18 protein-coding genes are annotated in these 23,936 nt (G+C 43.8%); 8 read left to right on the plus strand and 10 right to left on the minus strand.

Going from position 1 to position 23,936, the window contains the following annotated elements:
* Nucleotides 1–1,245, plus strand: coding sequence for a lipoprotein-releasing ABC transporter permease subunit LolE (gene lolE / locus R7P72_RS09195; RefSeq protein WP_005378456.1), 1,245 nt, complete (start codon nt 1–3; stop codon nt 1,243–1,245).
* A 149-nt stretch (nt 1,246–1,394) separates the two neighbouring features.
* Here the strand turns inward: lolE and R7P72_RS09200 are convergent, their stop codons facing one another.
* Entirely contained in the window at nt 1,395–1,904 is a 510-nt protein-coding gene (locus tag R7P72_RS09200; RefSeq protein WP_005387834.1) for a DUF2062 domain-containing protein, read from the minus strand.
* Between the two features lie 8 nt (nt 1,905–1,912).
* Between R7P72_RS09200 and R7P72_RS09205 the strand changes: the two genes are divergently transcribed.
* From R7P72_RS09205 to kdsB, 5 genes are read left to right on the plus strand one after another with little or no spacing between them, the layout of a single operon-like run.
* The gene (locus R7P72_RS09205; RefSeq protein ID WP_025766929.1) at nt 1,913–4,168 is read left to right on the plus strand and encodes a DNA internalization-related competence protein ComEC/Rec2; all 2,256 of its coding nucleotides are present in this window, start codon (nt 1,913–1,915) and stop codon (nt 4,166–4,168) included.
* A 31-nt stretch (nt 4,169–4,199) separates the two neighbouring features.
* The gene (gene msbA, locus R7P72_RS09210) at nt 4,200–5,948 is read left to right on the plus strand and encodes a lipid A ABC transporter ATP-binding protein/permease MsbA (protein WP_005378453.1); all 1,749 of its coding nucleotides are present in this window, start codon (nt 4,200–4,202) and stop codon (nt 5,946–5,948) included.
* A 5-nt stretch (nt 5,949–5,953) separates the two neighbouring features.
* Nucleotides 5,954–6,961 carry a tetraacyldisaccharide 4'-kinase gene (gene lpxK, locus R7P72_RS09215; RefSeq protein WP_005378452.1) on the plus strand — a complete coding sequence of 336 codons (1,008 nt, stop codon included), beginning with the start codon at nt 5,954–5,956 and terminating at the stop codon, nt 6,959–6,961.
* A complete protein-coding gene (locus R7P72_RS09220) occupies nt 6,942–7,121 on the plus strand; it encodes a Trm112 family protein (RefSeq protein WP_005378451.1) in 180 nt (59 codons plus the stop codon). The genes lpxK and R7P72_RS09220 overlap by 20 nt, the downstream gene beginning before the upstream one ends.
* The gene (kdsB, locus tag R7P72_RS09225) at nt 7,121–7,876 is read left to right on the plus strand and encodes a 3-deoxy-manno-octulosonate cytidylyltransferase (RefSeq protein WP_005378450.1); all 756 of its coding nucleotides are present in this window, start codon (nt 7,121–7,123) and stop codon (nt 7,874–7,876) included. The genes R7P72_RS09220 and kdsB overlap by 1 nt, the downstream gene beginning before the upstream one ends.
* Nucleotides 7,877–7,955: 79 nt before the next feature.
* Here the strand turns inward: kdsB and R7P72_RS09230 are convergent, their stop codons facing one another.
* The 9 genes from R7P72_RS09230 to R7P72_RS09270 form a co-directional block, all read right to left on the minus strand.
* Nucleotides 7,956–9,515 carry a SpoVR family protein gene (locus R7P72_RS09230; protein ID WP_005378449.1) on the minus strand — a complete coding sequence of 520 codons (1,560 nt, stop codon included), beginning with the start codon at nt 9,513–9,515 and terminating at the stop codon, nt 7,956–7,958.
* Nucleotides 9,516–9,526: 11 nt separating this feature from the next.
* Complete coding sequence (locus tag R7P72_RS09235) at nt 9,527–10,798, minus strand: YeaH/YhbH family protein (protein ID WP_005378448.1); 1,272 nt, start codon at nt 10,796–10,798, stop codon at nt 9,527–9,529.
* A gap of 47 nt (nt 10,799–10,845) precedes the next feature.
* The gene (locus R7P72_RS09240; RefSeq protein ID WP_005378447.1) at nt 10,846–12,780 is read right to left on the minus strand and encodes a PrkA family serine protein kinase; all 1,935 of its coding nucleotides are present in this window, start codon (nt 12,778–12,780) and stop codon (nt 10,846–10,848) included.
* Between the two features lie 493 nt (nt 12,781–13,273).
* On the minus strand, nt 13,274–13,774 hold the full coding sequence (locus R7P72_RS09245) for a YfbU family protein (protein WP_005378446.1): 501 nt from the start codon (nt 13,772–13,774) through the stop codon (nt 13,274–13,276).
* Nucleotides 13,775–13,910: 136 nt separating this feature from the next.
* Nucleotides 13,911–14,576: an energy-coupling factor ABC transporter permease gene (locus R7P72_RS09250; RefSeq protein WP_005378445.1), complete on the minus strand. Its 666-nt coding sequence runs from the start codon at nt 14,574–14,576 to the stop codon at nt 13,911–13,913.
* A gap of 154 nt (nt 14,577–14,730) precedes the next feature.
* The gene (pflA, locus tag R7P72_RS09255; protein ID WP_005378444.1) at nt 14,731–15,471 is read right to left on the minus strand and encodes a pyruvate formate lyase 1-activating protein; all 741 of its coding nucleotides are present in this window, start codon (nt 15,469–15,471) and stop codon (nt 14,731–14,733) included.
* Between the two features lie 211 nt (nt 15,472–15,682).
* On the minus strand, nt 15,683–16,660 hold the full coding sequence (locus tag R7P72_RS09260) for a lipid A deacylase LpxR family protein (protein ID WP_005378443.1): 978 nt from the start codon (nt 16,658–16,660) through the stop codon (nt 15,683–15,685).
* Between the two features lie 152 nt (nt 16,661–16,812).
* Complete coding sequence (pflB, locus tag R7P72_RS09265) at nt 16,813–19,089, minus strand: formate C-acetyltransferase (protein WP_005378442.1); 2,277 nt, start codon at nt 19,087–19,089, stop codon at nt 16,813–16,815.
* Nucleotides 19,090–19,391: 302 nt separating this feature from the next.
* On the minus strand, nt 19,392–20,939 hold the full coding sequence (locus tag R7P72_RS09270) for a DUF3360 family protein (RefSeq protein ID WP_005378441.1): 1,548 nt from the start codon (nt 20,937–20,939) through the stop codon (nt 19,392–19,394).
* Nucleotides 20,940–21,392: 453 nt separating this feature from the next.
* Between R7P72_RS09270 and R7P72_RS09275 the strand changes: the two genes are divergently transcribed.
* Together R7P72_RS09275 and R7P72_RS09280 are read left to right on the plus strand one after the other, a co-directional pair.
* Nucleotides 21,393–22,868 carry a 54K polar flagellar sheath protein A gene (locus tag R7P72_RS09275; protein ID WP_318110452.1) on the plus strand — a complete coding sequence of 492 codons (1,476 nt, stop codon included), beginning with the start codon at nt 21,393–21,395 and terminating at the stop codon, nt 22,866–22,868.
* 264 nt (nt 22,869–23,132) lie between these two features.
* Nucleotides 23,133–23,903 carry an ABC transporter ATP-binding protein gene (locus R7P72_RS09280; protein WP_005378438.1) on the plus strand — a complete coding sequence of 257 codons (771 nt, stop codon included), beginning with the start codon at nt 23,133–23,135 and terminating at the stop codon, nt 23,901–23,903.
* The last annotated feature ends 33 nt before the right edge of the window (nt 23,904–23,936 follow it).

The following is a 23,936-nucleotide window of genomic DNA, read 5'->3' on the forward strand; positions in this document are numbered from 1 at the left end:
TTGTTTACCTCTTTAGCTTTGATGATTGGTGGTCGCTTCAGTCAAGCGAAAAAGCGCAACAAGATGGTGTCTTTCATATCGCTTTCTTCGACCATTGGTATAGCGGTTGGCGTTGCTGTGATCATTATCGGTTTGTCTGCAATGAATGGCTTTGAGCGCGAGCTGCAATCGCGTGTGTTGTCTGTGATCCCACACGGCGAGTTAGAAGGTGTTAATGGACCACTTCATGACTACACCAAAACGATGAATCAAGCTCTAAAACATGAACATGTTGTCGCGGCAGCACCGTACGTTCGTTTTACGGGTTTGGCAGAAAAAGGCAGTAAGCTAAAAGCGATAGAAGTTCGTGGCGTAGAGCCTACTTTCGAGCAAGCGGTGTCGAGCTTGTCGAATTTTATTGACCAAGAAGCTTGGCAAAACTTTTATGCCGGTCAGCAGCAAGTGATCTTAGGCCGAGGTGTAGCAAACGAGCTAAATGTCGCCGTGGGGGATTACGTTACGTTGATGATTCCGCAAGCAGGCGGCGCAAATAAAGTGCAGGCTCCTAAGCGTGTGCGCGTGAAGGTGTCAGGATTCTTAACGTTGAATGGCCAAATCGACCACTCTCTAGCGTTAGTACCATTAGCGGATGCTCAGCAATACGCGAGATTAGGGGAAGGGGTCACTGGCATTTCACTAAAAACGGACGATGTTCTCAATGCACCTACGATCGTTCGCGAGGTTGGTAGCATGGTTGATGTTTATGTGTATTTGAAAAGCTGGCAGCAAAAGTTTGGTTTTTTGTATCGCGATATTCAGCTCGTGCGCACCATTATGTACTTGGTGATGGTACTGGTGATTGGCGTGGCATGTTTTAATATTGTGTCTACGTTGATGATGGCAGTGAAAGACCGAGCGGCGGAAATCGCAATTTTGCGAACAATGGGAGCAAAAGATAGCCTAATCAAACGGATCTTTGTTTGGCAAGGTGTATTCTCTGGTGTATTTGGCAGTCTCGTCGGCAGTGTTATCGGTGTCTTAGTGGCGTTAAACCTGACTCCGTTAATTAAAGGGTTAGAGAGCTTAATTGGTCATCAGTTTTTATCGGGCGATATTTACTTCGTCGACTTCTTACCATCACAACTACACTGGCCAGATGTGGCATTGGTGTCAGTGACGGCGATAGTGCTTAGTTTACTTGCGACGTGGTATCCTGCTTCGCGTGCCGCAAGGTTGAATCCGGCGGCTGTACTGAGTTCTAAATAGCGGATTGTTTTACAATATGCGAAAAACAAAAAAGGACCGAATTCGGTCCTTTTTTGTATTTATCCGACTTGAGTAACATCGCGTTTCATTCTAACTGTTAGATGCCCCTCAACTGATAGCTCAAATGCTGATTTTTACGCAGTAAGGTCTTATCTTATTTTGCGTTTTTGCCAGCTCCGTACCACCGAGTAGCGCCAAAGCCCTCGAATTCCGAAGTAGCCAATAATCGCGGATACAACCCCACAAATTGCGCAGCCCAATAGAAATGGAGGTCCAATGGTGCTCATTTGCTGCATGATAAATTCCCACGATAGTTCAAAGTGAAAAGGTTGCGGGGGAAGACGCATCACTAGAGCACCTAGCTTGTACGCAAAGTAAAATAGCACAGGCATAGTGATAGGATTGCTGATCCATACCAAAGCGACGGAGAGGGGCAGATTGACACCCAACATAATGGCCAAACCAGCGGCCATGATCATTTGGCTCGGCAGCGGAACAAAAGCCATAAATAACCCGACAGCAAAAGCCCCTGATGCCGAGCGGCGGTTTAAGCACCACAAGTTTGGGTTGTACAACACATTGCCGAAGACCTTCAATGCTTTTTGGCGTTTGATCAATTCATGATCTGGCATGAAGCGTTTTATCAGCTTTCTAGGCATAGGACAGCATGACTCTCTCAGAAAAAAGTTGGACCTTGGCGTTATTTGTAGCGAGCGTAATCTCGTCGGCTTGGTGGCCGACAATACCAGATTGGCGTTGGTTGCTGCTGGGAATAATAACCACTGGCTCAATAATCAAATTACGTCGTGGCTTAATTAGCATAGGCGCAATTGCGGGCTTTATGGTTGTCATCGTCCACGGCAATGTATTGGAGTCTCAGAGACAAGCCCTTTTTCAAGCAGGGGAGAATATTACCATAATTGGTAAAGTTGACAGCCCTTTTACGCAAATAAGTCACGGTTATGAAGGTATTGTCGCTATAGAAGCGGTAAATTCTCAAACTCTGTTACCTTTTCTTAAACCTAAAATCCGTCTTATTACGCCTTTTCCACTCGATGTTAACAGTGAGTTTACGACATCCATCTCGTTAAAGCCGATTACAGGTCTACGCAACGAAGCTGGCTTTGATGCTGAAAAGCACGCGATGGGTAAAAATATTATCGCCCGAGCGGTTGTCAACAAAGACGCTAAGTGGATTGTTCGTTCTAATGTATCTCTGCGTCAATCCATTATTGCCGATGTCGCTGATGATGTGTCTTCCCTTCATCATTTCTCGTTAATAAGTGCGTTAGTTTTTGCTGACCGTTCTTGGTTGTCTAAGGAAGATTGGCAAGCGCTCAGGGACAGTGGTTTACTGCATTTGGTCTCCATTTCTGGTTTACATATTGGTATGGCGTTTACTTTTGGGCTAGTCGTGGGCGGTACCGTTCGTTATCTATTACCCCAATACCAGTTGTTACCTAGCTTATATGGGCTGATCTTCGCTGTTGCCTACGCTTGGTTAGCGGATTTCTCTCTGCCTACTACGCGAGCAGTGTCGGTATGCGTTGTTTACGTTCTCCTGAAGTATACTCTGGTGCACTGGACTTCTTGGCGAGTTCTTTTGCTTGCAGTATCCATACAACTGCTTGTTCAACCTTTTGCATCCTACAGTATGAGCTTTTGGTTATCATACCTATCCGTTTGTGCGGTATTGTTCGCAATTAATTTGATTCGACATCAAAGGGGAGGTTGGAAAGCGAGATTAAAAGCGTTATTGCTTACTCAATTGATGTTGAGCGCTTTAATCGTACCTGTTAGTGGCCATTTCTTCTCCGGTTTTAGTTTGTCCTCAATAGCCTACAACTTGGTATTTATTCCTTGGTTCGGATTTATCGTTGTACCTTTGATGTTTCTAGCCCTGTTCTCATCTTTGTTTCTTGAAATGATAGCGAAGCCTCTGTGGCATTTGGTGGACTGGTCATTACAGCCATTGAGCACGTCAATACAGTACGCAGTAGGTTCTTGGCAATCCATTAGCATGGAAATGACAATGCTGGTTATGGCGATAGTGGTTTGCTTAATATTTCAACGGTTCATGTCTCATTACGCGTGGTATTTGTTACTCGGCATCGTTATTAGTATCAAGCTTGCATCGAAGTATGAACCGCGTTGGCGTATCGATGTATTAGATGTAGGTCATGGCCTTGCAGTGGTTGTAGAAAAAGACGACAAGGTGTTGCTGTATGACACTGGTAAAGCATGGCAAAGCGGCAGTATCGCAGAGCAGGTCGTCACTCCGGTTTTGCATCAACGAGGTTATGAAAGCATAGATACACTGATTCTAAGCCATTCCGATAATGATCACGCAGGCGGCCGCTTTGTCATTGAAGATGCCTTTTCTCCACAACGTAAACTTAGTAGTCAATTATTTATCGAATATGAGCCTTGCACTAGAGGCGACCAATGGAAATGGCAAGGATTAAACATGGAAGTGCTCTGGCCTCCTGCACTTGTTCAACGTGCGTATAATCCGCACTCCTGTGTACTACGACTTACTGACCCTATTTCTAACTTTAGTATGCTTTTTACTGGTGATATTGAGGCCATTAGCGAGTGGATTTTGCTTAGAGAACCCGGAAAGTTACAAAGCGATGTGATGCTAGTCCCTCACCACGGGAGTAAAAGTTCATCGAATCCTCGATTTATTGAGGCGGTGAGCCCGAGTGTGGCGGTTGCTTCTTTAGCAAAAAACAATCGATGGGGAATGCCAGCGGAAAATGTCGTTGCTTCATACCGAAAGTTTGGTATTACTTGGCTTGATACTGGTGAGGGTGGTCAGGTAAGCTTCTTTATTCACCGTGATAATTGGCGCTCAGAAACCAAACGTAGCGATACATTTGAGCCTTGGTATAGGCAGATGCTGCGTAAGGGAGTAGAATGAGAGTCTTAATGTAAGAAAATAAAGCACTTCTATGTCGATAAATACTGATGAAACGACTTGGCAGACGTTTAAGCGTCTATGGCAATTTATTCGCCTTTATAAGTCAGGTCTTGTCGTTGCAGTCATTGCATTAGTTATTAATGCCATATCAGATACCTATATGATTTCCCTGCTAAAACCACTACTCGATGAAGGTTTTGGGAACGCTGAATCTGATTTTTTACGCACGCTTCCATTGATTATTTTTGCCATGATGTTCATCCGTGGCATAAGTGGATTTGTCTCCACCTACTGTTTGAGCTGGGTATCTGGCAACGTAGTTATGCAAGTCCGTCGCATGGTGTTCAATCACTTTATGCATATGCCAGTGTCTTACTTTGATAAGGAAAAGACGGGCAATTTATTGTCGCGTATAACCTACGACTCAGAGCAAGTGTCAGCGGCAACTAGCCAAGCGTTGGTGAGCATTGTCCGTGAAGGTGCAAGTATCATTGGTCTGTTAGTTTTGATGTTTTACAACAGCTGGCAATTGTCGCTAGTGCTGTTTGCTGTTGCTCCCGTTGTAGCATGGGGTATTGGTGTTGTTTCTAAACGTTTTAGAAAAATATCCAAAAATATGCAGACCATGATGGGTAACGTAACTGCATCAGCAGAGCAGATGCTGAAAGGCCATAAAGTTGTGTTGAGCTATGGCGGCCAAGACATCGAACGTAAACGATTTGAAAAAGTCAGCAACCAAATGCGTCAACAAAGCATGAAGTTGGTGACGGCTCAAGCGGCGGCTAACCCTATCATCCAAATGATTGCATCACTTGCAATTGTTGCCGTTCTTTATTTAGCAAGTATTGATTCGATTAAAGAGCAACTGACTCCAGGTACATTTACTGTTGTCTTCTCTGCAATGTTTGGTCTGATGCGCCCACTTAAAGCGCTGACTAACGTTACTTCTCAGTTCCAACGTGGTATGGCCGCGAGCCAAACGCTCTTCGCGTTAATTGACCTCGAGCCTGAGAAAAACGAAGGTAAGTTGACAGTTGAACGCGCAAATGGCGATGTTTCAGTTAAAAACATAAGCTTTACTTACACTGGTGCAGAAAAACCAGCATTGGAAAATGTCAGCTTCGATATTCCAAGAGGAAAAACGGTGGCGCTAGTTGGCCGTTCTGGCTCAGGTAAAAGTACCATCGCGAACTTGTTCAACCGCTTCTACGATGTTGACAGTGGATCTATCACATTAGATGGGCATGATATTCGTGATTACGAGCTAAAGAATTTACGCCAGCAATTTGCACTAGTATCGCAAAATGTTCATTTGTTTAATGACACGATAGCAAACAATATTGCGTACGCAACGGATGGCCAATACGAGCGCAGTGATATCGAGAAAGCGGCAACACTCGCGCATGCGATGGAGTTCATCGGCAAAATGGATGATGGACTTGATACCATGATTGGTGAAAATGGTGCTAGCTTGTCTGGTGGTCAACGCCAACGTGTTGCGATTGCGCGAGCTCTATTGCGTGATGCTCCAGTGCTGATTCTTGATGAGGCAACTTCAGCTTTGGATACCGAATCCGAGCGAGCTATTCAAGCTGCACTTGATGAGCTGCAAAAAGACAAAACGGTACTTGTAATAGCGCACCGCTTATCCACAATCGAGAAAGCCGATGAAATTCTTGTGGTTGATGATGGTGCCATCATTGAACGTGGCAACCACGCTGAGCTTATTGAGAAAAATGGTGCGTATGCACAATTGCACCGTATTCAGTTTGGTGAATAAGCGCGGTGATTGAAAAAATCTGGTTTGAAAACCATCCAATAAAATATCTCTTGTGGCCGCTTTTGTGGCCACTGAGTTTATTATTTGGAGCGATAAGCAAGTCAAAGCGAAAGCAATACCAAACTGGCCGCAAGCAAGCTTATAATGCGCCAATACCTGTTGTTGTAGTTGGCAATATCACTGCTGGTGGCAATGGTAAAACACCAGTTGTTGTGTGGCTTGTTGAGCAACTACAGCAAATGGGCTTTAAGCCGGGGGTTGTTTCTCGTGGTTATGGGGCAAAGGCTCCTGCCTATCCGTTAGTGCTACAAGAAGATACTCCAGCGAAGCATTGTGGCGATGAACCTAAGTTGATTCATCGCCGTACAGGAGCACCTGTTGCGGTAGATCCTGTGCGTTCAAATGCTGTGAAAGCACTGCTAGATTTGGATGTGGATATCATAATTACGGATGATGGATTACAACATTATGCGTTAGGCCGTGATATTGAGTTAGTGATTGTGGATGGGAATCGCCGGTTTGGTAATGAAAGCCTGATTCCATTAGGTCCTTTACGTGAAGGTATTGAGCGACTTAAAGAAGTCGACTTTACCATCACCAATGGCGGTCAAGCTCATACGGGCGAAATCGCAATGGCTTTAGCACCTTCTAAAGCTATTAATCTTAAGACTAAGCAACATGTGGATGTCTCGGAGTTGAAAGATCTCGTCGCATTTGCGGGCATTGGGCATCCTCCGCGTTTTTTTCATACACTAAACTCGATGAACGCAGATGTTAAAGTCACAAAAGGTTTTGCTGACCATCAAGACTTTGATCAACAAGAATTAGAAGCATTGGCTCAACAAGGGACCAATGTGATTATGACCGAGAAAGATGCCGTCAAGTGCAGCCATTATGCGCAAGATAATTGGTGGTATCTGCCTGTATCTGCCCAGTTTGAATCAAACGATGCAGCGCAAATTTTAAATAGAATAAAAGAGGTTAAAGCGGCTTATGGATCACCGTCTACTTGAGATTGTAGCTTGCCCTGTTTGCAAAGGTAAGCTGACGTACGATAAAGATAATCAAGAGTTGATCTGCAAATTGGATCGCCTTGCTTACCCGATCAAAGAGGGTATTCCAGTTCTGCTAGAGCCTGAAGCTCGCACTATGAGCATGGATGAGGGACGCTAATGTCTTTTACGGTTGTCATCCCTTCGCGCTACGCATCGAGCCGTTTGCCTGGTAAACCGCTAGCGGATATTGGTGGTAAGCCTATGGTTCAGTGGGTTTATGAACAAGCGCTACAAGCGGGTGCGGAAGATGTCATCGTTGCAACTGATGACGAGCGTGTTGCGAAAGCGGTTTCGTCATTTGGTGGTAAAGTTTGTATGACCTCTCCCCACCACGAATCAGGTACGGAGCGTCTTGCCGAAGTTGTTGAAAAGATGGCTATTCCGTCAGACCACATTATTGTTAATGTGCAAGGGGATGAGCCTTTGATTCCGCCGTCCATCATTCGTCAGGTTGCTGATAACTTATCTGGGTGTGAAGCCCCGATGGCGACGTTAGCTGTAGAAATAGACTCGGAAGAGGAAGTGTTCAACCCGAACGCTGTTAAAGTTGTCGCAGATGAGCAAGGCTATGCGTTGTACTTTAGTCGAGCAACCATCCCTTGGGATCGCGATAACTTTGCTAAACAAGACAAAACTATTGCCAACCCATTAATGCGTCATATTGGTATTTATGCTTATCGAGCTGGTTTCATTAATACGTATGTCAACTGGGCACCAAGTGCATTAGAGCAGATTGAGTGTCTTGAGCAACTGCGAGTGCTTTGGTACGGTGAAAAAATTCATGTGGCGGTAGCGAAAGAAGCACCAGCGGCAGGGGTTGATACGCCCGAAGACCTAGAAGCCGTGCGCGCGATTGTTGCAAAGCAAGCGTAACAAATGCTCATATAGATTTAAGAATAAACAAGGCTCCTGAATTAGGAGCCTTTTTGTTTTACTTGTATCGCGGTATTAGTTAAATGTTAGTGTCGTATTGGTTCCGTTTAGGGCAGGTTGCTAACACTTCTCGGTGACCGGTGTCTTTCACTTCTTGGAGAATGACATCAAAGCCCCATAATCGGTACACGTGCTTTAGAACTTCTTCGTAACTATCATCAAGTGGGATGCGGTTGTGAGGAACGTACTGCAACGTAAGCGATCTATCACCACGGACATCGACATTAAACACCTGAATGTTTGGCTCAAGATTAGATAAGTTATACTGAGCAGCTAAGGTTTCTCTAATGCGTTTATAACCCATCTCATCGTGTATCGCAGCGACTTCAATAAAGTTCTTATGATCATCATCGTTGATCGCAAACAGCTTGAAATCACGCATTAATTTCGGAGAAAGGTATTGGCTAATAAAGCTTTCATCTTTGAAATTATGCATCGCGAAATGCACTGCATCTAACCAGTCGGTTCCTGCTAGGTCTGGAAACCACTCTTTGTCCTCATCAGTTGGTTCTTCACAGATACGCTTAATATCTCGGAACATGGCAAAGCCTAACGCGTAGGGGTTAATGCCATTAAAGTAAGGACTGTTATAAGGCGGCTGAGCCACGACACTGGTGTGGCTATGTAAGAACTCTAGAATGAATTTTTCAGACACCAAGCCCTCATCATAAAGATGGTTGAGTATGGTGTAGTGCCAGAACGTTGCCCAGCCCTCATTCATAACTTGCGTTTGTTTTTGCGGATAAAAATACTGACTGATCTTACGGACGATCCGAACAACTTCACGTTGCCACGGCTCTAGCAACGGCGCATGTTTTTCGAAGAAGTAGAGCAAGTTTTCCTGAGGCTCGCTTGGGAATCGCTCTTTAATGTCTTCCTCTTTCGTCTTGGCTGTCGGTACCGTGCGCCAAAGCTCATTAACTTGAGATTGTAGGTATGCTTCGCGTTCTTCTTGTCTTGCTTTTTCCTCTGTAATTGAGATTTTCTCTGGACGCTTGTAGCGGTCTACACCAAAGTTCATTAACGCGTGACAAGAGTCGAGCAGTTTTTCCACTTCTTTTACGCCATATCGTTCTTCACACTCGGCTAAATACTTTTTGGCGAACAGCAGATAGTCGATAATAGAGCTGGCGTCAGTCCACGTTTGGAATAGGTAATTACCTTTGAAAAAAGAGTTATGGCCGTAACACGCGTGCGCTATAACGAGTGCTTGCATTGTTACCGTATTTTCTTCCATCAAATAAGCAATACAAGGGTCGGAGTTAATCACAATCTCGTAGGCTAACCCCATTTGACCATGTTTATAGTTCTGCTCTGTTTGAATGAATTTTTTACCAAATGACCAGTGGTTGTAATTGATTGGCATGCCGATACTTGAGTAGGCATCCATCATCTGTTCTGAAGTAATCACTTCTATTTGGTTAGGGTAAGTGTCTAGGCGATAATGCTCCGCGACACGCTTAATTTCTTTGTGGTATCGCTCTAACAGCTCAAATGTCCAATCTGGTCCATCTGGCAACACTTTACTGTTACGCTTTTTAGGCGCCTCTCCTGAGAGGTTTCTCGTTGCGGTATTCATCGCTAGCCTCCTTACGCCGTTTCTTTTTGGAATAGTTCACGAAAGACTGGGAAAATATCCTCCACAGAGCGAATGTTTTTCATTGCGAAATTAGGAAACTCTTCAGTGAGTTTTTCGTACTCATGCCATAGAGTTTGGTGCGATCGCCGCGTGATCTCTATGTAAGAGTAATACTGACAGTTTGGAAGTAATTTGTTCACTAACAGATCCCGGCATCTTGGCGAATCATCTGCCCAGTTGTCACCGTCGGATGCTTGAGCTGCATATATGTTCCACTGACCAATCGGGTATCGCTCTTTTACTATTTCATCCATTAACTTGAGCGCGCTAGATACAATGGTACCCCCGGTTTCTTGTGAGTAGAAAAATTCGTGCTCGTCCACTTCCTTCGCTTGGGTATGGTGGCGGATAAAGACGACTTCGACATTCTCGTAGGTACGAGTTAAGAACAAGTACAAAAGAACATAGAAGCGTTTTGCGATGTCTTTCGTTGCCTGGTCCATCGAACCGGATACGTCCATTAGACAGAACATTACCGCTTGGCTCGATGGTACCGGGCGTTTCTCATAGTTCTTGAAGCGTAAGTCGAAGGTATCGATGAACGGCACGCTTTCGATTTTCTTGCGCAGTTCTTCAATTTCAGCCTTCAAGCGGTTCTCTTCAAACTGCTGAGCAGGTTCAATATTTTTGATGCGAGCAAGTTCGTCTTCTAACTCTTTAAGAAGTCGTTTCTTACCAGCAGTCATTGCAGTACGGCGCGCAAGAGATTGTTGCAGAGAGCGTACTACGGCGATATTGGAAGGGATACCGGCAGTTTGAAAGCCTGCACGGTGCGTTTTCCATTCTGTGATTTTGGCAATTTGGTTTTTTTCTAGATTAGGCAGCTCGAGATCTTCGAACAAAATATCGAGGTACTCATCTTTTGATATTTGGAATACAAATTCGTCTTGGCCTTCTCCATCTGGACTGGCGTTCCCTTCTCCAGAGCCGCTACCTTGACCGCCACCTTTGGGACGCTCAATTTTATCACCAGTAATGAATTGGTCGTTACCGGGATGAACTCGTTCTCGAACACCACCTTTGCCTTGATGAAATATAGGCTCATTGATGTCTTTGTGAGGGATAGAGACGTCTTCGCCCGTTTCCGTATTCGTAATCGAGCGTCGATTCACTGCGTCTGCTACCGACTCTTTTATTTGCTCTTTGTGGCGCTTCAAGAAGCGCTGTCGATTAACAGCGCTCTTGTTCTTGCCATTGAGCCTTCGGTCTATAAATTGCGCCATGAAATAGCCCTCTTCATGTTTCACAAGCGACCTAACTCAATACTGGGTTAGGATGACTTACGTACTCGTAGGTACCACTCAGAAAGTAGGCGAACCTGTTTCTCGGTATAGCCTTTTTCCATCATGCGAGCGACAAAGTCGTCATGCTTCTTCTGATCTTCAGAAGAGGTTTTCGCATTAAATGAGATAACCGGAAGTAGCTCTTCGGTATTGGAGAACATTTTCTTCTCGATTACTGTGCGCAGTTTTTCGTAGCTGGTCCAAACCGGGTTTTGACCATTGTTATTCGCTTTCGCACGAAGCACAAAGTTAACGATTTCGTTTCGGAAATCTTTCGGGTTAGAAATACCAGCTGTTTTTTCGATCTTCTCTAGCTCAGCATTCAGTGAAGAGCGATCAAATAGCTGACCAGTTTCTGGATCTCGGTACTCTTGGTCTTGAATCCAGAAGTCTGCATAGGTGACATATCGGTCGAAGATGTTTTGGCCGTATTCAGAGTAAGACTCAAGATAAGCGGTCTGAATCTCTTTACCGATAAATTCAACGTATCGAGGTACTAGGTAGCCTTTCAAGAACTCGAGATATTTCTCTGCTGTTTCAGCAGGGAACTGTTCGCGCTCAACCTGTTGTTCAATCACATAGAATAGATGTACAGGGTTGGCTGCCACTTCGGTTTGGTCGAAGTTAAATACGCGTGACAAAATCTTAAAGGCAAAACGTGTTGAGAGACCGTTCATGCCTTCATCGACACCAGCATAATCACGATACTCTTGATAGCTTTTTGCCTTTGGATCCGTATCTTTCAGCGTTTCACCGTCGTATACGCGCATCTTAGAGAAGATGGACGAGTTTTCAGGCTCTTTAAGTCGAGAAAGAATACTGAATTGTGCCAGAGTCTCGAGCGTGCTTGGTGAACAAGGGGCTTGAGACAACTCACTGTTTTCGAGAAGTTTTTGGTAGATTTTGACTTCTTCTGAAACACGTAGACAGTAAGGTACTTTCACAATATAAACACGGTCCAAGAACGCTTCATTGTTCTTGTTGTTACGGAAGGTCTGCCACTCAGATTCGTTTGAGTGAGCCAGAATCATACCGTCGAATGGAATCGCAGAAAGGCCTTCTGTACCGTTGAAGTTGCCTTCTTGCGTTGCTGTTAACAGCGGGTGAAGCACTTTGATTGGTGCTTTGAACATCTCAACGAATTCCATTAAACCTTGGTTTGCTTTACACAGCGCACCGGAGTAGCTGTAAGCGTCTGGATCGTCTTGCGAATAGTGTTCAAGCTTACGAATATCGACTTTACCAACCAATGATGAGATATCTTGGTTGTTTTCATCGCCTGGTTCAGTTTTGGCAATACCGATTTGGTCAAGGATAGAAGGGCGTACTTTCACTACTTTAAATTTGGTGATATCACCACCAAACTCGTGAAGACGTTTAGCGGCCCAAGGAGACATGATCGAGCGAAGATAACGGTGCTCGATGCCATATTCTTTTTTCAAAATATCGCCATCTTCTGTGGCTTTGAATAGGCAGAATGGATGGTCATTCACTGGGCTGCGTTCGCCGTTAGCAGTAAGAACATAAATAGGCATCTGTTCCATCAGAGCCTTAAGCTTTTCTGCAAGCGAAGACTTACCACCACCTACAGGGCCGAGTAGGTAAAGAATCTGCTTACGCTCTTCTAGACCTTGCGCCGCATGTTTTAGGTAAGACACAATTTGTTCTATGGCATCTTCCATGCCATAAAAGTCTTTAAAGGTTTCATAACGAGAGATAACACGATTCGAGAAGATTCGGCTTAGTCTCGGATCCTTTGCCGTATCGATTATCTCTGGTTCACCAATCGCCATCAGTAGGCGTTCTGCTGCATTAGCATAAGCGCTTTTGTCATCTTTACACAGGGCTAAAAACTCCTGTAACGACATCTCTTCATCTTTTGCAGCTTCATATCTTGATTGATAGTGGTCGAAAATACTCATGTCGCTTTCCCCTTTAATAGTCAGTCTACCGACGAACGTTGATTCAGGCTTTCCACCAACAGTTATGCTCGTTGTTGTTTGAATATACGTCCTGTTATCACATTTGGTTCGTACAGAATGTAAGATTGGCGACACCAAAGACTTTGCTTTATGGACGGTTTTTTCGTTACAACGGTGAGCGGTGGATATGAATTTTTCAATCACAGCCTTTCTCTACTTAAGCCTAGTCGGGGATTTGCAATTTTGCTTAACAATTATGAATTTATTGTAAAAGTGACATTTGAATCACTCTTTTATTAAGGACGAATTTATGTCGTGAATAGGTGCAATAGAAATCAAATATTTGGCAAAGACAGAAGAGTCTCAGTGATTCGTTGTTCTACATTGAGCAAGGTAAGTGAAAGAGGTAGGAAGAGAGCAAAGTCTTAGATAAGTTTGTGACAGGGTAAATAACAAGGAGAGCGGGCGCTCTCCTCATTCTTAGACGACCATTTTATGCGCTGAAGATTTGCGCTAGTTCGTTTTCACATAAATGATACTGACGAGGGCAGTTACGCCAAGTTTGCAGCATACGGCGGTATTTATCTAGCATCGGCATTTGGCTGTTAAAGTGATGATCTGCCTTGTCAAACTGAGGGTACAAACCTTCAGAATCGATGAGAAAACGTACATAATGTACTTGTTGTGCTTCTGAAGCGATATCAAATCCCAAGAACTTCAAGCGGCGCTGATCTACGTTGCTGCGATCTTCATCGTCTAGCATGTTGTAAGATTCTTGCATCGCATGATACATCTCCATAACGTCGATGATCTCACGACATTCTGCTTCTGAGAGGCAGCCGAAATCTTTGTTCAACTCTCGCATTTGTAGTTCATAACCACGTTCAACGATCGTTTGTAAGCGTTTGTATTTGGCCGCATTACTTGGATCAAGTTGAGACATAAGGTTGTATTGGTTTGATAGAATCAAACGTTGAGCGTTTGACATTTCCATGGTGACCTCACTAGATATCTAATACATTTTTAATGTGCTTAGGTTAACGCTTAAGACACGAGTGAAACATGATCTCAACACATATTTAATACTAAAAAATGGCAAGAACTGTCACTTTTGACCAGTTTGAAAACACTTATTTATGGTAATGATTGTATATGTAGTCTCGGTCTGAAAATACTCTCAGCCACTCTGGCTTGAATACGGTTAAAACCGCCAGTGCCATACCATTTAATAGACCTTCTGGAAAGGCGAGCAACGGCACAAAAACAAAGTAGTTATGTTGAATGGTTTCCCAATCGTAGTGACCAACTGATAGGTGATAAAAAGAGTTAATGATGAGGTGCAGACTTCCTGTTATCGCGCCATTGAAAAATCCAGCAACGAAGATGAAAACAAAAATGTTTCGTGGCAAGTAGTGGTAACTCAGAAGAAACACTAAGTAACTAATGAAAATCGGAATTAGGGCTGATAGAACTAACGACGTGGGTAAGAGTAGCAAGGACACATCATGTAGTAGGTGGTTGACCAACATAGCGGGAATGCTGAGTAGAAATGCCATACGCCAACCATACATCATCGTCAGCGTTGTTAGTGCAAGAAAATGAATCTGTAATCCTTCTTTTACACCTGCTTGAGCTGTCCATAAAATACTGAAAAAGAAGAGCGTTGCAAAAACGAGGTGCTGAAATCCTTTCTCTTTTTCCAGTTTGGGCCAAACGACTTTTTTCCAATCTGGTAGGCAGTAGACTACTACTATCCAAATTGAGACAACAAGAGAGCCTAAGTTAAACAAATCCATGTTACTTCCTTCCTATGCGAACATGACGCAATCATTTCTATCGTTCTTTTTCTACCTAAATGACCGCAGAGAAACTCACTGATAAGGCTTAGATATAATCAAAAAAATACCAGCAATAAGCTGGTATTTTAAAGAGGTTAGTCTTGCGGTTCACTTAGTATTTTACGTTATCGTTGTATTGAGCAAGAATGGATTGAATTTCATCCATGGTTTCTTTCGGTGGCGGGTTTACGCCTTCGAGTGGGTATTCTAAGCCTAACGCTTCCCACTTATGAGCCCCTAATTTGTGGTAAGGAAGTAACTCGACCTTTTCGATGTTATCCATGTCTTTAATAAATTCACCAAGCATGTGTGCTGCTTCTGGGTCATCTGTGTAACCAGGCACGACGACATAGCGAATCCATGTTTTCTTTCCGATTTTTTGTAAGTAACGAGCAAAGTCCAATGTGCGTCGGTTGGATACACCGATGAGATCTTGGTGCACTTCGTCTTTCATGTGTTTGATGTCAAGCATGACTAAGTCTGTTGCATCCAGTACTTCATCGATAACATCAGTGTGCTTACGAACATAACCGTTAGTATCTAGACATGTATGAATGCCTTCGGCTTTAGCAGCGCGGAAAAAATCACGTACGAATTCCGGTTGAAGCATCGCTTCGCCGCCAGAACAAGTAACGCCACCACCTGATGCATTCATGAAGTGGCGGTAACTTTTCGCTTCGGAAATGATTTCTTCAACCGTGACTTCTTTGCCATCATGTGTGTCCCAAGTATCGCGGTTATGGCAATACTTACAGCGCATTAAACAACCTTGCAAGAAGACGATAAATCGAATACCAGGTCCGTCTACGGTACCACATGACTCAAATGAGTGAATACGACCAGCTGTTGACATCTTTTGCTCTCATTACTAGTAAATTCTAGCTGTTATTTTATTACAAAAAGCAGGGTTAAAACAGCTTTGTCGGTACTAAAGGCAAGGTTATTTGAAGAAAGAAAATAGATGGAGCCAATCTGCATAAACGCTTGAACACGAGGTGGTTAATACCTACCCCGAGAACTTGCCGTGTATCTAGATTGACTTCGATGCTGGGATAATCCAGTTTTTAGAAAAAGGCGAACACGGAGAACGAGCCTGTCCCATAAACATCGGTTTGGGCTTCTTCATAATCCGGTGTTTTAATTGTAAAGGTGATGCTTGCACCGTAATTTTGGTTGTACCAAGATACTCCCGCGACGGCACTTGCTTGCCAATTTTGCAGTGTGACGTCGTATGGCGCTGACGGTTCAGGAATGCCAGGACGATCTCCTTCGATAGTCATGTCATTAAAGCGGTAACGACCTTCAAACCCGGTGAACAAGAACCAACTCGACGTGTTCTGAGCGATCATACTTGCTGAGAAAGGGCTTTCGACACTGATATTGGCGGCTCCGATGCTATTCGCTAGGTTTGTACCCCAACGAAACATGACGCCTTGAGAGACATCACTACGGAAGTTACCCGCATTGATGTCGTTAATGTTGGTGATCTCCCATTGTGTTTTTTGTTCTTCGCTGCGCATCAATTTGTTAAATACGCGGTAACCAAGGCTGAACGCCACTTTATCTTCAATCTGGTAATCCCAACCTTGAGGGTCCGTCGATCCTGTTATGCCGTGAACGATTTCTTGCGCCTTTTCTGATAGCGAACTTTCACCCGTAGTTCCTATGGTGAAATTGTACCGTACAGCTTTGTCACTCGTTAGGGAAAGGTAGTTGATTTCGGTGTGTAGGTAACCGGCATATGGGCGATCATTGATTAGTGGATAATCGGCTTCAATGTCGCTTGGAGTCCACATCTTGTGGCCAAGAACCAACTCTATTTTATCGATATTGGCGTGCTCTGAGTTAGCTAGACTCAGCCATTTCCATTGGCTTTCTTGTGTCAGTTGGTCTGTCGCGTAAGAAAGGAAAACACCATTCGTATAGTCTTGATCGACGCCAAAAATACCATCGTTGTCGATGGTAAAAGAAACCGTAGACTTAGTGGATGCTATTGCAACTGGAGAAAGAAGGGTAAGAATAATTAATTTACTAAATCTCATAGACTTTATTTGCTAACTTTTTTCGCATCATACGTAAGAATGCGGGCAAAAGTCTTTCGCGATATCACAACTTTCATTCAAGAAATAAAAAAAGCTGATGCTACTTAGCATCAGCCTTTGTTGTATTACTAGAACGTTATTTCGCTATAGTCTTATAGAGACTCAGTGAATGTACGCGCGATTACGTCAGCTTGTTGCTCTGCAGTTAGAGAGTTGAAGCGAACAGCGTAACCAGATACACGGATTGTTAGCTGAGGGTATTTCTCTGGGTGCTTAACTGCGTCTTCTAGAGTTTCACGGTTAAGAACGTTCACGTTTAGGTGTTGACCACCTTCGATACCCGCTTCGTGGTGGAAGTAACCATCCATAAGACCAGCAAGGTTAGCGCGTTGTGAACCCTCATCTTTACCTAGTGCGTTAGGTACGATAGAGAATGTGTAAGAGATACCATCTTGTGCGTCAGCAAACGGCAGTTTAGCAACTGAAGTTAGTGATGCTACAGCACCTTTCTCGTCACGACCGTGCATTGGGTTTGCACCTGGAGCAAATGGAGCACCAGCACGACGACCGTCAGGCGTGTTACCAGTTTTCTTACCGTAAACCACGTTTGAAGTGATAGTAAGAATTGACTGAGTAGGGATTGCATCACGGTAAGTCTTAAGCTTACGGATTTTGCCCATAAATACAGAAACAAGTTCACATGCAATGTCATCAACGCGTGGGTCGTTGTTACCGAATTTAGGGTAATCGCCTTCGATTTCGAAGTCGATTGCTAGACCGTCTTCGTCACGAATTGGCTTAACTTTTGCGTATTTAATTGCAGATAGTGAGTCAGCCGCAACAGATAGACCAGCAATACCACAAGCCATAGTACGTTTAACGTCACGGTCGTGTAGAGCCATTAGTGCCGCTTCGTAGCTGTACTTATCGTGCATGAAGTGGATAGCGTTTAGTGCAGTCACATATTGTTTCGCTAGCCAATCCATGAAGTGGTCCATTTTCTCCCACAGTTCATCGTAGTTAAGAACATCGCCTTCGATCTTAGGCATTTGCGGGCCAACTTGGATTTTTAGCTTCTCATCCACACCACCGTTGATGGTGTAAAGCATTGTTTTCGCAAGGTTCGCACGAGCACCGAAGAACTGCATTTGCTTACCAACAACCATTGGAGATACACAACATGCGATCGCGTAGTCGTCAGAGTTCATGTCTGGACGCATTAGGTCGTCATTTTCGTACTGAATAGAAGAAGTATCGATAGATACTTTCGCACAGAACTTCTTGAAGCCTTCAGGTAGTTGCTCAGACCAAAGAACAGTGATGTTTGGCTCTGGAGAAGGACCCATAGTGTATAGTGAGTTTAGGAAACGGAAGTTTGTACGAGTAACTAGCGTACGACCGTCAAGACCCATACCACCCATAGACTCAGTTGCCCAGATAGGGTCGCCAGAGAATAGATCATCGTACTCAGGAGTACGTAGGAAACGAACCATACGTAGTTTCATTACGAAGTGGTCGATCATTTCCTGAGCTTGTTCTTCAGTTAGCTTACCAGCCGCGATATCACGTTCGATGAAGATGTCTAGGAACGTAGAAGTACGACCTAGAGACATAGCCGCACCGTTTTGAGATTTAACAGCAGCTAGGTAACCGAAGTAAGTCCACTGAATAGCTTCTTGCGCAGTTTCAGCAGGACGAGAAATATCACAACCGTATTTTGCAGCCATTTCTTTGATTTGACCTAGAGCACGGTGTTGCTCTGCGATCTCTTCACGAAGCTGCATTGTCATTTGTAGGTCTTCGCCGTTCTCAAAACGCTCTTGTAGAGAAGAGAACTGCGCGAATTTATCCTTCATTAGGAAGTCAATACCGTATAGAGCAACACGACGGTAGTCACCGATGATACGACCACGACCGTATGCATCTGGAAGACCAGTCAGTACGCCAGATTTACGACACGCCATGATTTGAGGAGTGTAGATATCGAAAACGCCTTGGTTGTGAGTTTTACGGTATTCTGTGTAGATTTTTTTAACTTGTGGGTCTAGCTCGCGGTCGTAGGCTTTGCATGAACCTTCAACCATGCGGATACCACCGTTAGGGATGATCGCACGTTTTAGAGGAGCGTCAGTTTGAAGACCTACGATAGTTTCTAGGTCTTTTTCGATGTAGCCTGCATCGTGAGCAGTGATGGTAGAGATAACTGAAGTATCAAAATCAACAGGAGCGTGAGTCGCGTTCTCTTGTTTGATGCCTTCCATTACCTTAGCCCAAAGCTTGTTAGTCGCTTCAGTACCTTCAGAAACTAGGAAAGATTCGTCGCCTTCGTACGGAGTGTAGTTCTTCTGAATGAAATCACGAACGTTTACTTCGTTTTGCCAGTCGCCTGCAGCAAAACCTTCCCAAGCTTTAGCAAATTGCTCTGCCATGACATACCTACCTTTTTAGTAGAAAAAATACGTACTGCTTCGCCGTTGAGCCAGCTATCCCCAGATAAAAGAGGGGAACAGTACACTCTTATGAATAACAATATTTATAGTCTTAAATTTACGTATTCGATTTACAAAACTATAAATATTGTCACTAGTTTTAACGTTTCTCTTTTTAAGCAACAGTTAGAGGTTAAACTAAAATTTTTTTGCAAACCTTAAACTAAATCAATAAATCCTCAAAAATCTCGATAAAAATGGGGCAGCGACGAGCGCTACCCACAAATTTCTAGACTGCTAGCTTATAGCCAAGCTTGGATGCCATACTGGCCTTCAAGCATACCAACTGCAAGCATAGCAACTAAACAGATAACAAGTACGCTTACTGGGATCACAATCTTGTCTACAAATGATAGGCGAGACGCGCGCTCTTTATCTCCAATTAAACCGTTGTTATCTAAAAGCATAGTTAGTGCCCAAGCTAGAACTGGGTTAACAACGGCAGAACCAAAGATACAGATACCTGCTGCTTGTGAGTCTTTCGAGTCCTTCACCATCTGCATGCCAGCTTCAAGCAGTGGTAGAGATACACCAACGAGAAGAGCAACGCGCATAACTGGAGGCCATACTGCAACGTCCATAGGAAAACCAAGGATTGCAACAATAATACATAGAGAGCCTAGTAAGATGGCACCAGCAGGAATAGGGCGTTTCGCGATTGCAGCAGGGATCATGTAAGTCCCCCAAGATGATGTGATGTTACCACCACCCACTGCAGTACCGACCATTTGGCGAACGGAACACATTGTCATTGTGTCATCAACGTCCATCAGCACTTTCTCACTCTTACGTGGGTAGTTCATCTCTTGGAAGATACGGTGACCCAAGAAGTCAGGTGACCACATTGCTACCGCAAGAATGGCGAATGGTAGTGAAGCGATGAAGTGTTCCATATTAGGAAGACCAAGCATCCAACCTTCTTCTGTTGAACCCCACCAGTAGATTGGATTTAGGTTTGGAAGGCCTGTCTCGGTTACGAATTTAATATCGAAGCCTGCGCCAAGAGCCAGTGCGATTGCAAGCCCAGTGAAGGCACAAACAGGGATCGCTAGCCAGCGTTTGTTCACTTTAGCAAGGAACGCGTATAAGCCAATGGTAACCGCAAGAACAATTAGACCGATGTAACCCATGCTACCAGCGGCAACCGTATCGGATTGCAAACCAACAGCCCAAGCTTGAATAGAGTTAATTTGGCTCATGGTTCCGGTTAAACCTAGGAAAATAAGAAGGCCACCAGCCGTACCTTCAGAGGTGAGGTTAACCAGTTTTGACCCACCTTTTAAGAGGCTCAAAATCAAACCAAACACACCAATGAGAATTGCTAATGCAAGAGGGTGAGCACCAGCAAGAGCGATGGTACCAATAAGAGGGATCATTGGGCCGTGGTTGCCTGCTAGGTTGGCTTTAGGGTTAATAAAACCAGAGGCAAGTACACAGAAAAGAAGTGCAGGGATGAGCATTTCTACACGCGCAACTTCGATAGCAAAGTCCTTGCCTAAGTTTACGTGGTCCCATGCTGCAGTAAGACCTTCAGCCCAAGACATCATTACCGCAGAGTACATTGCGATAATACCGATAGTACCAGCAAGTGCTGGAACAAGGTCTTCAAGCTCAAAGCGGAAGTCACGACCTGGCAAGTTCAAGCCAAAACGACGTGGCTTCATGATTTGTAGTTCGTGGTCTAGGTAGTCTGAACGGCTTGCGAACTCAGATGCTGGACGATGAAGCTCACGGTAGCTCTTGGTCTCGATATCTGAATCAGAGTGCGTTTTGTTAACTGCGTCTGACATAGATTCCTCATATATTTAAAAGTTATGAATTCTTCATTCAATTGTGTTAATCCGCATCCTGCGGCACGCTTATGCTAGCTATTGTTAGATTTGTTACACGTCGATACTGTGCCTAAGCATAGCTAATAACTTATTGTGTTGAGGCACAAAAAAAGCCTCATCTTTTGGCAGGAGTCTAGCAAGATAGCCATTTAGGGTGATTGATTTAGATCACTTTAAGAATGGTTGTGAAATAAAACTACAGAAAGTTTCTGGCATGCGAATGAGATGCGGAGATCTTGTGTAATTTCATTACACAAGTTGCATAAAATTAGAACTTTTTGTCCTTTTGCACGAGATGCAGATTAAATGTCAATATTCACGATGATTATATAAAGCTGGCTTTATTCTTGCTTTGGACAGAGCAAAGACAATTTTTTGGCTAATCATTGCCGCTCAGTTTAGGAAAAAGACATGAAACAGCTTAAAGTACTGCCACTAGTGGCAATCATCTCAGGGTTAATGGTCGGTTGCGGCGGCGGTGGCGGCGGTGGCGGTGGTGCAGCGCCGAAAACTGCGTTTACTTTTGATTTTGCTATACCAGCAACAATGACTGAAAGTGAAGCAACTACGAAAGGTTGTACTGTATATGACCACAAAACTGAGCTGAACGGCGATAAAACGGTTTTAACCTATAGTGCAGCGTCAAAAGAGCAAGTGACCAACTATGTTATCGGTTACTACTCTGATGCCGATGGCAAAAGATCCGGAGACATTATCAAACCTACCACTGATAACTTTAAGTTTTATCTTGAAGATATCCCTGACGGCGGCTTTGTAACGTTTCAAGCAATAGAATTTAACGGCAAAGAAGCTCGCGTAAACACGTTTTCAAAAGAGTTCTTGCAAGATAAGAAACTACGTAATGCTACTTTTGCACTAAACCGAGACTCTTTGAACAAATGCTTTACTGGCGGTAACTTAGCAAGCAATAAGTTTACTAACTTAGATTACCGAAACGCTGAATCAGGTGGCGGAGATTACAACTTTGTCTCGCAAACCGATATTTTCACGTCTCCGAACCCTGATATGTTGCCTACTGATGAACTGATGGGGCTTAAAGGTGAACCAACGGCATTGTTTCAGTATGAATCAGGTTCAAGCGACAAAGCGCTTTACCAATATGGTATTGGTTCGTGGGGAACTGGTGAGATAGCCTTAGTTAGAGCGGATAATACGTCAAACATTTATTCGTCTTCTGACTATACTTACGACTCGTTTAATATTGGCTTTGTTACTAACGGCTTTGCATATGACGCGTTGAAGCTGGATAAAACGGCCGTTGAATATAATCGCCCTAGTGCAACGAATAAAGAAACTTGGGTATACATGGCGTTCTCAGAGAATCAAGTTAATGGTTGGGAGTCTCTACTTAACGAAACGATCTCTGACGGATGGGATATTGACGTTGATCCGAGTGCTTACTTAAATATTGATAACCTGCCGAACACAAAACCAAGTGTATCAACGCAAGGAAGTGCAGAGTCCGTGATTGATCTGGACATGGGCTTAACATCGTCTACTGAAGGCTTTACTCGTGTCGCTTACTTTGCAACTTCAGGCGACTACAGAGTCACACATCGCATTTTCACAACAAGTGATAGTGATTTTGTTGTTGTTCCTGAATTGCATTACTACAACTTCCCAACATCGGCCGTTAACGGTTTGAAGGTTTCAGCTTCGGACGATTTTAATCGCACTGCTTTAGTAGTGAATGAAGATAGTAATATTGATTCTAAAGTTTTCATGAGCTTCTTCTCCAATGGTGAAGCGTCAGAGCCTGAACTAGATGAAGACCTAGATGGCATCATTACTTCTGAAAAAGAAGGCTTAGAAAATGAAGTGACATTACGTACTTCAAACTCGTTGGTAGTCAGTCGTTTTAATTAATTCATTGCGACCTCGAATAGGTTTCAATTAACACTTTTGTAAATTTATTAAGCCCCTTTGAAAGGGGCTTTTTTATATTTAATATTCAACTTTTGAAGAATATGTTGCTATATATTGCATATTAATTTGTCTATCGTATCTTTCTATTCGAATTATTTAGGTTAATAATTTGTTGCAAGTTTCAAAGGGCGGTGCTAATTTGTTCCGAATTAGAGAGGGCGGAGTCCCTTAATTGCAGTGACAAAAACACAGGGAGTAGGGCGCATGAATGATGTACCAGCGCTAGATATAAAAGACCTGCACAAAACATTTGGACAAAATGAAGTTTTAAAAGGCATTTCACTTGCCGCGCACAAAGGAGATGTTATCTCCATCATTGGCTCTTCCGGCTCAGGTAAGAGTACCTTTCTCAGATGTATCAACTTGCTAGAAACGCCTACCGCGGGCGAAATTTGGGTAAATGGTGAATTAATCCAAATGAAGAACAACAGAGCAGGTGAATCTGTTCCTGCTAATGAAAAGCAAGTCCAACGTATTCGCTCACGCCTGGCAATGGTTTTCCAAGGTTTCAACCTCTGGTCTCACCTAACCGTACTAGAAAACGTGATTGAGGCGCCTGTTCATGTCTTAGGCGTGCCAAAAGCTCAAGCGATTGAAAATGCAGAAGTCTTGCTTAAGAAAGTAGGCTTGTATGAGCGTAAAGATTATTACCCTGGGCACTTATCTGGCGGCCAGCAGCAACGTGCAGCTATTGCCCGTGCGCTAGCAGTTGACCCAGAGGTGATGTTGTTTGACGAGCCAACTTCTGCGCTTGACCCAGAACTTGTAGGAGAAGTTCTGGGGGTAATGAGAGATTTGGCAGATGAAGGGCGAACTATGCTGGTGGTCACGCACGAAATGGCGTTTGCGCGTGACGTATCAAACCATGTGATGTTTTTACATCAAGGCTTAGTGGAAGAACAGGGAAATCCAGCTAAGCTATTTACAAACCCGGATTCAGAACGATTACAGCAGTTTATCTCATCCATTTACTAATATTTGTTAGGCGGCAGACTATTGCCTCCTAAG

It is taken from the genome of Vibrio sp. Vb0888 (assembly GCF_033338835.1).
Taxonomy (GTDB): Bacteria; Pseudomonadota; Gammaproteobacteria; order Enterobacterales; family Vibrionaceae; genus Vibrio; species Vibrio alginolyticus.

Coding starts and splice junctions, on each gene's coding strand:
- pflB (WP_005378442.1), bottom strand. CDS start 19,089: ATGGCAGAGCAATTTGCTAAAGCTTGGGAAGGTTTTGCTGCAGGCGAC.
- R7P72_RS09205 (WP_025766929.1), top strand. CDS start 1,913: ATGACTCTCTCAGAAAAAAGTTGGACCTTGGCGTTATTTGTAGCGAGC.
- R7P72_RS09250 (WP_005378445.1), bottom strand. CDS start 14,576: ATGGATTTGTTTAACTTAGGCTCTCTTGTTGTCTCAATTTGGATAGTA.
- R7P72_RS09220 (WP_005378451.1), top strand. CDS start 6,942: ATGGATCACCGTCTACTTGAGATTGTAGCTTGCCCTGTTTGCAAAGGT.
- R7P72_RS09230 (WP_005378449.1), bottom strand. CDS start 9,515: ATGAATACCGCAACGAGAAACCTCTCAGGAGAGGCGCCTAAAAAGCGT.
- R7P72_RS09275 (WP_318110452.1), top strand. CDS start 21,393: ATGAAACAGCTTAAAGTACTGCCACTAGTGGCAATCATCTCAGGGTTA.
- R7P72_RS09200 (WP_005387834.1), bottom strand. CDS start 1,904: ATGCCTAGAAAGCTGATAAAACGCTTCATGCCAGATCATGAATTGATC.
- R7P72_RS09235 (WP_005378448.1), bottom strand. CDS start 10,798: ATGGCGCAATTTATAGACCGAAGGCTCAATGGCAAGAACAAGAGCGCT.
- R7P72_RS09280 (WP_005378438.1), top strand. CDS start 23,133: ATGAATGATGTACCAGCGCTAGATATAAAAGACCTGCACAAAACATTT.
- R7P72_RS09270 (WP_005378441.1), bottom strand. CDS start 20,939: ATGTCAGACGCAGTTAACAAAACGCACTCTGATTCAGATATCGAGACC.
- msbA (WP_005378453.1), top strand. CDS start 4,200: ATGTCGATAAATACTGATGAAACGACTTGGCAGACGTTTAAGCGTCTA.
- R7P72_RS09260 (WP_005378443.1), bottom strand. CDS start 16,660: ATGAGATTTAGTAAATTAATTATTCTTACCCTTCTTTCTCCAGTTGCA.
- R7P72_RS09240 (WP_005378447.1), bottom strand. CDS start 12,780: ATGAGTATTTTCGACCACTATCAATCAAGATATGAAGCTGCAAAAGAT.
- kdsB (WP_005378450.1), top strand. CDS start 7,121: ATGTCTTTTACGGTTGTCATCCCTTCGCGCTACGCATCGAGCCGTTTG.
- pflA (WP_005378444.1), bottom strand. CDS start 15,471: ATGTCAACAGCTGGTCGTATTCACTCATTTGAGTCATGTGGTACCGTA.
- R7P72_RS09245 (WP_005378446.1), bottom strand. CDS start 13,774: ATGGAAATGTCAAACGCTCAACGTTTGATTCTATCAAACCAATACAAC.